Genomic DNA, 9,306 nt, shown 5'->3' with positions numbered 1-9,306 from the left:
GGCCGCCGCCGTTCGCCGCCGATTCCTTCAGCCGCACGAGGATGCGGGGCTTCGGCTCCGCGGAGACCGGGGGCACGTGGCTGACGACCGGCGACGCGGCCACGTTCACCGTGTCCAGCGGGGTCGGGCGGATCGTGCTACCGGCTCCCAGCGACAGCGCGGATCTCGCGCTCCCGACCCGGGCGGTGCCGCAGACGGACCTGACGTTCTCGGTGTCGACGGACAGGTCGATGACCGGCGGTGGGCTGCACGTGCTGGTCGGCGTGCGACGGGTGCCGGGGGTCGGGGAGTACCGGGCCAAGGTGCAGCTCAGCGGGGACGGCAGCGTGCTGCTCTCGCTCGTCCGGGTCGCCGGGAAGACGACCGAGACCGTGCTGGTGCCCGCCGCGCCGGTGCCCGGGGTGGCCTACGCCGCGGGCGATCGCCTGCTGGTGCACGTCCAGGCGACCGGGTCGGCGCCGACCACCCTGCGCGCGCGCGTCTGGAAGTTCGGCACCCCCGAGCCAGGGTGGCTCGCGACCGCCGTCGACCCGACCCCCGAGCTGCAGGGGACGGGATCGATCGGGCTCAACTTCTACCTGTCGTCCACGTCCGCGGCTCCGCTGCGGGTGTTCGTGGACGACATCGTGGGCCGCGTGCCCTGAGCCGCGGCCGCCGAGCCCGTCTCAGACCCAGTCCGCCGCGCCGCGGTTCCGGGCGGCATCGGCGGCGTCCTTCCAGCCCTGCGCGTACGCCTCGGCGCTGCCCTGGCGGAACATGTCGTCCTCGCCGCCGCGCACCAGGGCGCGCGCGCCCGGGCCGTCGTCGGGCAGGACGTGCTGGGCGAGTCCGCGGACGACGGCGACCGGCCGTCCGGCAGCCTTGCCCTTGACGAGCTCGGCGGCGCCCGCGATCTCGTCCGCGACGGCCGCGACCGTCGCCTCGAGCCGCCGCCCGGCGGAGTCGAGCTGCCCGCGCAGGTCCTCGAGCACGACGACGCCGGCCGCGCCGATCGCGACGTCCGTGAGCCCCATGCGCCACGGGCGTCCCGCGGTGTCGGTGATGATGACGCCGACCCGCACACCGAGCGCGGCATGCAGGCCGGCTCGCAGGCGGCGCGCGGACGCGTCCGGATCCACCGGTAGCAGCAGCACGGTGCCGAGCGGGGTGTTGCTCGCGTCGACGCCCGCGGCCGCCATCACCAGCCCGAGGCGGTTCTCCACGATCCTCGTCACCCCGCCCGCGTGCTCGCGGCTGGCGACCACGCGGACCGTCTCGTCGGTGATCGCCCGCTCGCGATCGCTCGCCGGGACGGAGCGTCCCTCGGCCTTGGAGACGATCTTGCTGGTCACGACGACGACGTCGCCCGCCGCGAGCGCCGTCGGCCCCGCACCGAGGTCGAGCGCGCCGCCCGGCCCGAGGGCGCCCGCGATGATCGCGACGAGGTCGTCGCCGGCGACGATCTCGGGCAGGCCGTCCGGGGCCCCGACGGCGAACGCGGCCGTCATCGGACCAGCTGGGGCAGCACGTCGCGCGCGAAGGTGTCGATCCATTCGCGCTGGTTGCGCCCCACGTTGTGCAGGTAGATGCGGTCGAAGCCGAGGTCGACGTACTTCTGGATCTCGGCGCGATGCTTGTCGGGCTCCGCGGAGATGACCATCCGGCCCGCGAAGTCCTCCGGGCGCACCAGCTTCGCCATCTGCTCGAAGTCGAACGGCGAGCGGATGTCGGCCTTCGGGAACTTCATCCCACCGTTGGGCCACTCGGTCATCGCGTTGGCCAGCGCCTGCTCGTCCGTCTGCGCCCACGACAGGTGCAGCTGGAGCACCCGCGGCATGGTCGCGGGATCCTTGCCCGCCTCGCGCGCACCGTCCTCGAACTTCCCGAACAGCCCGGCGATCTTCTCCAGCGGCGCGCCGACCGTGATCAGCCCGTCCGCGACCCGCCCGGCACGCTTCGCGGTGACCGGTCCGGCCGTGGCGACCAGTATCTCCGGCGCGACCTCGGGCATGGTCCACAGCCGGGTCGACTCCAGCTTGTAGAACGGCCCGGCGTGCTTGACGTCCTTGCCCGCGAGGGAGGCCGCGAAGAGCTTCTTGATGATGTCGATGGCCTCGAACATGCGGTTGATCCGCTCCGGGGCTTCCGGCCAGTACCCGGCGACGACGTGCTCGTTGAGCGCCTCGCCCGAGCCCAGACCCAGCCAGTGCCGGCCCGGGTACATCGCCGCGAGGGTCGCCGAGGCCTGCGCGACCATCGCCGGGTGCCAGCGGAACGTCGGCGCGGTCACGCCCGGACCGAGGTCACCGGTGGTGCGCTCGCCGAGGGCCGCGAGCACGTTCCAGACGAACGCGGACTGGCCCTGCGCCGGGACCCACGGCTGGAAATGGTCCGCCGCCATCACCCCCGAGAACCCCTGGGACTCCGCGTAGGCCGACAGCGCGACCACCTCGGTCGGGTGGAACTGCTCCAGCATCGCCGCGTACCCCACCGTCAGACCCTGCGCCACGGACATGCCTCCTCGTTCGTCATCAACGTCTCCGGGCGAGCGTATCCGGGCGACCGAGCCCCGGTGCGGTCTGGGAGAATCGCTGGGGTCTGGGAGAATGACTGACCATGAGCGACCTGCCACCCACCGAGCCCACCACGACCGCCACCTCCCGAGCCGGCTCGGGGCAAGGCGCGGGGCCGCAGGTTCCCGACCGGGTCTCCCTCGACGGCATCGAGGACCGCTGGGCGGGTGCGTGGGCCGCCAAGGGCACGTACTCGTTCGATCGCACCGCGACCCGCGAACAGGTGTACTCGATCGACACCCCGCCGCCGACCGTGTCCGGCTCGCTGCACGTGGGCCACGTGTTCTCCTACACGCACACCGACATCGTCGCGCGCTACCAGCGGATGCGCGGGCGCGAGGTGTTCTACCCGATGGGCTGGGACGACAACGGCCTGCCCACCGAGCGCAGGGTGCAGAACTTCTTCGGCGTCCGGTGCGACCCGTCGCTGCCGTACGAGTCCGACTTCACGCCGCCCCAGGTGGGCGGCGAGGGCAAGAGCACCCGCGCGGGCGACCAACAGCCGATCTCCCGGCGCAACTTCATCGAGCTGTGCGAGAAGCTCACCGTCGCCGACGAGCGCGAGTTCGAGTCGCTGTGGCGCAACCTGGGCCTCTCGGTCGATTGGGAGCACCACTACCAGACCATCTCCGGTGAGGCTCGCGCCGTCGCGCAGCAGGCGTTCCTGCGCAACCTCGCGCGCGGCGAGGCGTACCAGGCCGAGGCCCCGGGCATGTGGGACGTGACGTTCCAGACCGCCGTCGCGCAGGCCGAGCTCGAGGCTCGCGACTACCCCGGCGCGTTCCACCGGGTCGCGTTCCACCCAACAGCCGCAGCCGGCGAGCAGGCAGGGACCGGCGCGCCGCTCTACATCGAGACGACCCGTCCCGAGCTGATCCCCGCCGTCGTCGCGCTCATCGCGCACCCCGACGACGCGCGCTACCAGCACCTGTTCGGCACAACGGTGCGCTCGCCGCTGTTCGGCGTCGAGGTCCCCGTCCTCGCACACCCGCTCGCCGAGCCCGACAAGGGCGCCGGGATCGCGATGTGCTGCACGTTCGGCGACCTCACCGACGTGGTGTGGTGGCGCGAGCTGCAGCTGCCCACACGGTCCGTGCTGGGCCGCGACGGCCGGCTACTGCGGGAGGTCCCGACCTGGCTCGCCGACGACGCCGACGTGGCGCCCGGCGCCGCGGCGCTGTGGGCCGAACTGGGCGGCAAGACGACGTTCTCCGCCCGCACCGCCGTCGTCGACGCGCTGCGCGCGAGCGGGGACCTGGACGGCGAGCCGGTGCCGACCCAGCGCAAGGCGAACTTCTTCGAGAAGGGCGACAAGCCGCTCGAGATCGTCACCTCGCGCCAGTGGTACATCGGCAACGGCGGCCGCGACGAGGAGCTCCGCAAGGAGATGCTCACGCGCGGCACCGAGCTGGCCTTCCACCCCGACTTCATGCGGGTGCGGTACGAGAACTGGGTCGGCGGGCTGAACGGCGACTGGCTGGTCTCGCGCCAGCGATTCTTCGGCGTGCCGATCCCGGTGTGGTACCCGCTGGACGCCGACGGCGAGATCGACTACGACGCGCCGCTGACCCCGGGCGAGGACCAGCTGCCGATCGACCCGTCGAGCGACGTGCCGGCCGGCTACACGGCCGACCAGCGCGGCGTGCCCGGTGGTTTCGTGAGCGACCCCGATGTGATGGACACCTGGGCGACGAGCTCGCTGACCCCGCAGATCGCCGGTGGCTGGCGCAGCGACCCCGACCTGTTCGCGAGGGTGTTCCCGATGGACCTGCGCCCCCAGGGCCAGGACATCATCCGCACCTGGCTCTTCTCGACCGTGGTCCGCTCGCACCTGGAGCACGGCGTGCTGCCCTGGGCGAACGCCGCGATCAGCGGCTGGATCCTGGACCCGGACCGCAAGAAGATGTCGAAGTCCAAGGGCAACGTGGTCACCCCGCGCGGCCTGCTCGAGGAGCACGGCTCGGACGCGGTCCGCTACTGGGCCGCCTCGGCGCGCCTCGGGACCGACGCGGCGTTCGAGGTCAAGCAGATGAAGATCGGCCGCCGCCTCGCGATCAAGGTGCTCAACGCGAGCAAGTTCGCGCTGGCCTTCGGCGGTGACCGCGCCCTGGCGATCGACCCGGAGCTCGTCACCGACCCGCTGGACCGGGCGATGCTGGGCGGCCTGGCCGACGTCGTCGACCGGGCGACCGCGGCGCTGGACATCTACGACCACACCCGCGCGCTCGAGGCGACCGAGACCTTCTTCTGGGCGTTCTGCGACGACTACCTCGAGCTGGTTAAGGACCGCGCCTACGGTGCCGGATCGGACGAGGTGTCCCCCGGGACGGCGTCCGCCCGGGCGGCTCTCGGGCTCGCGCTGGACACCCTGCTGCGGCTCTTCGCGCCGGTCCTGCCGTTCGCGACCGAAGAGGTCTGGTCGTGGTGGCAGGAGGGTTCCGTGCACCGCGCCCCGTGGCCGACCGCCGCGCCGCTGCGCGGGATCGCGGGCGACGCCGACCCCGCCCTGCTGGGTGCGGCGGGCGCCGCGCTGGCCGCGCTGCGCAAGGTGAAGTCGGAGGCCAAGGTGTCGATGAAGACCGCGATCCTGTCCGCCGAGCTCGTCGTCCCGGGCAACCGGGCAGCCGCGATCGCGGCGGTCGAGGGCGACCTCAAGGCGGCCGGTCGCGTGACCGGCCCACTCACCCTGACCCCCGGCCCCGACGGCGCCGACACCGTCGAGGTCCGCTCCGCCGACCTGGCCGACCCCGAACCCCGCTAGGCGCTCCGCCCCAGCCCGAGCCCCAGCGCCAGCCCCAGCGCCAGCCCCACGGCGCAGACTGCGCACATCCGTGTCCCCTGCGGACATCCGATGTGCGCAGTCCGCATCGATGTGCGCAGTTTGCTGCCAAATGGGGAATTCAGCCCCGCTGGGACCCGGCCCGCGCGGTGGGCCGGCCATCAGCCCCGACTCCGCAGCGTCCGACCGCTAGCGAAATCCCTCATGGCGCGAACTCGGAGGTTTGGTTCGAACTCCGACACTGCAGGGTGCAGTGTGCGAGTTCGACGTAAACCTCCGAGTTCGACGTGGGCTAGACGTGGGCTAGACGTGGGCTAGATGTGGGCTAGATGTGGGCTAGATGTGGGCTAGACGTGGGCTAGATGTGGGCTAGATGTGGGCTAGATGTGGGCTAGACGAGGGTCAGACGACTTCGCGGAGGCGGGCTTGGTCGGCGGACTGGCTGACCAGGGACTCGCTGGGGGTTGCCTGGTCGAACCAGCGCAGGACTGCGCCCACGCCGTCGATCAGCTCGACGCTGCCGGCCGCGGCGAAGGTCACGCCGGCGTCCTGGCCCAGGGCGGCGCGCACCAGGCCGACCTCGGCGGGCAGTTCGCGGGCGCCGTCGGTCACGCCGATGGCCTCGAGGTCGCTGCGATCCAGCGCGATCTCGAGCGGGCCGGGCCCGACCCACACCGTGCGATGGGCGAGCCCCGAGTCCTGGCCGGGCACGGGCTCGGCGAGCACGAGATCGCGCACCTGGCCGCGGCGCAGCACCTCGACGACGTCGCCGAGCTCGGTCACCGCACCCTTGTCGCGCCCCTGCTCCTGCCGGAACAGGACGAGCACCTGCTCGCGCCGGCGGGCCCGGAACTTCTCGAGCGTGGCGCGAACCCGGTGCCCGAACGCCTCCTCGTTGACCCCGGCGGTGCGCGACCCGCCGGGAACCTCCACCAGCAGCTCGCGCACCCGCTGCCCGACGGCGTCGCACACGAGCGCGACGGCGCGCACGTCCCCGGTCAGCAGCACGAGCTCGGGCTCGCGGATCGCGACCTGCTTGTCGAGCTCGGCCGCGACCGCAGCCGCGTTGCGCTCCCACGAGTCCTCGACCCGGGTCTGCATCCGCCGGTGCGACATCCCGCCCTCACGCATCTTGTGCAGGACGTCGTGACCGCCGTCGACGACGTCGTGGTTCGCGCCGGCCGGTTGCCCCGATGGTCCCGGCCAGAACAGGTCGGCACCCTGCCGGTCGACCTCGACGATGAGGTAGTCGACCGTCTCGTCCGCCGCCCGGACCGCGGGCAGCAGGACCGGAACCGGGCCGTACTCCGCGACGGACTGCGCGGGCGGCTCGGCGAGCACCCGGTCCACCCGCACGGACTCCAGGTCGGCGATCAGTACGCGGCCATGTGGCCCTGCCACGCGCGTCGGGCGGGAGACCAGCTCGCCGATCTCGGCGAGGATGTGCGCCGGCGCTCCGGAGTGTTCGAGCTCCCGTCGCAGACCCTTCCACCGGTCCGTCGCCTCGGTCTCACTTGCTGCGTCCGCACGGGTCGCGTCGAGGTAGACGGTGGTGAACGGTCCGGTGCGATCGAGGAGGGGCTTGAGCCACTGGAGCTTCATGGGCAACGCCTTCGCAGTCGAGGTGTACCCGGCTCACGGCGCGCGCGGCCGGGGCTTGACACCCCCACCCTCCGCTTCTCGGCCGCTCAGCGCCACCCCTGACCGCAACCTGGACCTGCGAGAGGGGCTCCGGGACGGGCTAGGGTCGAGACCCCCTGTCTTCTGGAGCCCAACCGCATGAACGAGTCCAGCTCGCCGAGCCTGATCGCCGTCGACCCGACCACCAGCATCAGCACCCTGCTGGCGCAACGGGTGGCGCGGGCACCTGAGGGCACCCTCGTGGAGCGCAAGTCGAGCCTCGGCGGCGCGTGGATCCCGATGTCCGCGCGCGCGTTCGCCGCGGAGGTCGCCGCGGTCGCCAAGGGCCTGGTCGCGCACGGCATCGCGCCCGGCGACAAGGTCGCCCTGATGGCGCACACGCGGTACGAGTGGACGCTCCTCGACTTCGCGATCTGGGCCGCCGGAGCCGTCGGGGTGCCGGTCTACGAGACGTCGTCGGCCGAGCAGGTCCGCTGGATCCTGTCCGACGCCGACGTCCGCCTCGCCGTCGTGGAGACGCTCGCGCACCGCGCGCTCGTCGAGGACGCGCGCGCCGACCTGCCGCGCCTGGGCGGCGTGCTGGTGATCGACGCCGACGCGGTGTCCGGTCTGATCGCGGCGGGCATCGACGTGGCCGACGCCGAGATCGAGCGCCGCAGCACGCTCGCCGGCATGGACGACCTCGCGACGATCATCTACACCTCCGGCACGACCGGGCGGCCCAAGGGTGTCGAGCTCACGCACGGCAACTTCGTCAGCATCACCGGCAACGGCGTGGCCGGCCTCGGCGAGGTGTGCGCGCAGCCCGACTCCCGCACGCTGCTGTTCATGCCGCTCGCGCACGTGTTCGCGCGCTTCATCCAGGTGCTGTGCATCCCGTCCGGCGCGGTGCTCGGCCACACCCCGGACACCAAGAACCTGCTCCCCGACCTGCAGGCGTTCCACCCGACGTTCCTGCTCGCGGTGCCGCGGGTCTTCGAGAAGGTCTACAACTCCGCCGAGCAGAAGGCCGGCACCGGCCCGAAGCTGCGCGTGTTCCGCTGGGCCGCCCGGACATCAATCGCCTTCTCCCGCGCGAGCGAGACCGACGCCGGCCCCTCGGCGCCGCTGCGCGCTCAGCACGCCCTCGCCGACCGGCTGGTCTACCGCAAGCTGCGCGCGACCCTCGGCGGCCGGACCACCTACGCGGTCTCCGGCGGCGCGCCGCTCGGTGAGCGCCTCGGGCACTTCTACCGCGGCGTCGGGCTGATCGTGCTCGAGGGCTACGGCCTGACCGAGACCACCGCGGCGACCGCGGTCAACCGCCCCGGCGCCACGCGCATCGGCACGGTCGGCCCGCCGTTCCCCGGCGCGACCCTGCGGATCGCCGACGACGGCGAGATCTGGGCGTCGGGCGACCACGTGTTCAAGAGCTACCACAACAACCCCGCCGCGACGGCGGAGGCGATCGTCGACGGCTGGTTCCGGACCGGGGACCTCGGCGTGCTCGACGAGCAGGGCTACCTGCGGATCACCGGGCGCAAGAAGGAGATCATCGTCACCGCAGGCGGCAAGAACGTCGCCCCGGCGGTGCTCGAGGACCGCCTGCGCGGGCACCCGCTGGTGAGCCAGGTCGTCGTCGTCGGCGACCAGCGGCCGTTCATCGCGGCCCTGGTCACCCTCGACGCCGAGATGCTGCCGGGCTGGCTCGCGAGCCATGGCCTGCCGCCGATGGACGTGCCCACCGCGGCGGTGCACCCCGAGGTGCTGGCGGCCCTCGACCGCGCCGCGCTGCGGGCAAACTCCGCGGTCTCCCGCGCGGAGTCGATCCGCAAGCTGTCCGTGCTGCCGATCGACTTCACGGAGGCGAACGGCTACCTCACCCCGTCGATGAAGGTGAAGCGCGCTGAGATCCTCAAGCACTTCGCCGACCAGGTGGACGCGATCTACGGCACTCGCCTGTAGCACCTCCGGTCGGCGTACGGTGAAGAGTCCGTCGACCCAGGTGTGGGGGTGGCTGCCATGGCGCCAGCTCTTCGCGGCGACCGGGGGCCGCGCGCGTCGCCGCCCCCGACGAGGGCATCTCGCTCGAGGAGCTCGGCCTCGCGGCCCGGCGCACTGGCACGCGCCGATCGGCGAGCACGCGCTGCGTGCACGGGCGACCGGCGCGACCGGGCGGGTCCAACCCACGCAGGTCCCGTGGAACCGGGGCGGTTTCGCGAACAACGCCGACCCCCCGATCCGCGTGCGGGTCGCGCCTGCCTGACCCCGCAACGTCCGAGCGAAACCCGTAAGGTCCGAGAAAAAACCCGTAACGTCCGAGCGTTGACGTCCTATAGGACGTCAACGCTCGGA

At 72.5% G+C, this 9,306-nt stretch carries 5 protein-coding genes and 1 pseudogene; 3 read left to right on the top strand and 3 right to left on the bottom strand.

All coding sequences use genetic code 11. From position 1 onward, the window contains the following. Positions 1-644 (top strand): annotated as a pseudogene (locus tag VIM26_RS15605) (PKD domain-containing protein); the annotation flags it as partial. A gap of 21 nt (positions 645-665) precedes the next feature. Here VIM26_RS15605 and cofE read toward each other — a convergent pair. Further along, a complete protein-coding gene (gene cofE / locus VIM26_RS15600; protein WP_331952780.1) occupies positions 666-1,487 on the bottom strand; it encodes a coenzyme F420-0:L-glutamate ligase in 822 nt (273 codons plus the stop codon). Continuing rightward, positions 1,484-2,494 (bottom strand): TIGR03557 family F420-dependent LLM class oxidoreductase, encoded by a 1,011-nt coding sequence (locus tag VIM26_RS15595; protein WP_331952779.1) that lies wholly within the window; start codon positions 2,492-2,494, stop codon positions 1,484-1,486. Before VIM26_RS15595 ends, cofE begins: the two co-directional genes overlap by 4 nt. A gap of 101 nt (positions 2,495-2,595) precedes the next feature. On the opposite strand from VIM26_RS15595, the gene valS reads away from it, so the two are divergent. Further along, positions 2,596-5,313, top strand: a complete 2,718-nt coding sequence (gene valS / locus VIM26_RS15590) for a valine--tRNA ligase (RefSeq protein ID WP_331952778.1) — start codon at positions 2,596-2,598, stop codon at positions 5,311-5,313. Positions 5,314-5,733: 420 nt separating this feature from the next. Here valS and VIM26_RS15585 read toward each other — a convergent pair whose 3' ends face one another. Continuing rightward, positions 5,734-6,933, bottom strand: coding sequence for a Vms1/Ankzf1 family peptidyl-tRNA hydrolase (locus VIM26_RS15585; protein ID WP_331952777.1), 1,200 nt, complete (start codon positions 6,931-6,933; stop codon positions 5,734-5,736). A gap of 177 nt (positions 6,934-7,110) precedes the next feature. Between VIM26_RS15585 and VIM26_RS15580 the strand changes: the two genes are divergently transcribed. Continuing rightward, positions 7,111-8,916, top strand: a complete 1,806-nt coding sequence (locus tag VIM26_RS15580; RefSeq protein ID WP_331952776.1) for a long-chain fatty acid--CoA ligase — start codon at positions 7,111-7,113, stop codon at positions 8,914-8,916. Positions 8,917-9,306 lie beyond the last annotated feature (390 nt).

Origin of the sequence: Pengzhenrongella sp., from assembly GCF_036565025.1 — a bacterium.
In the GTDB taxonomy this organism is placed as follows: domain Bacteria; phylum Actinomycetota; class Actinomycetes; order Actinomycetales; family Cellulomonadaceae; genus Pengzhenrongella.
Note: the sequence above shows the minus strand (reverse complement) of the source record. Positions and strands in the feature narration are given on the sequence as shown.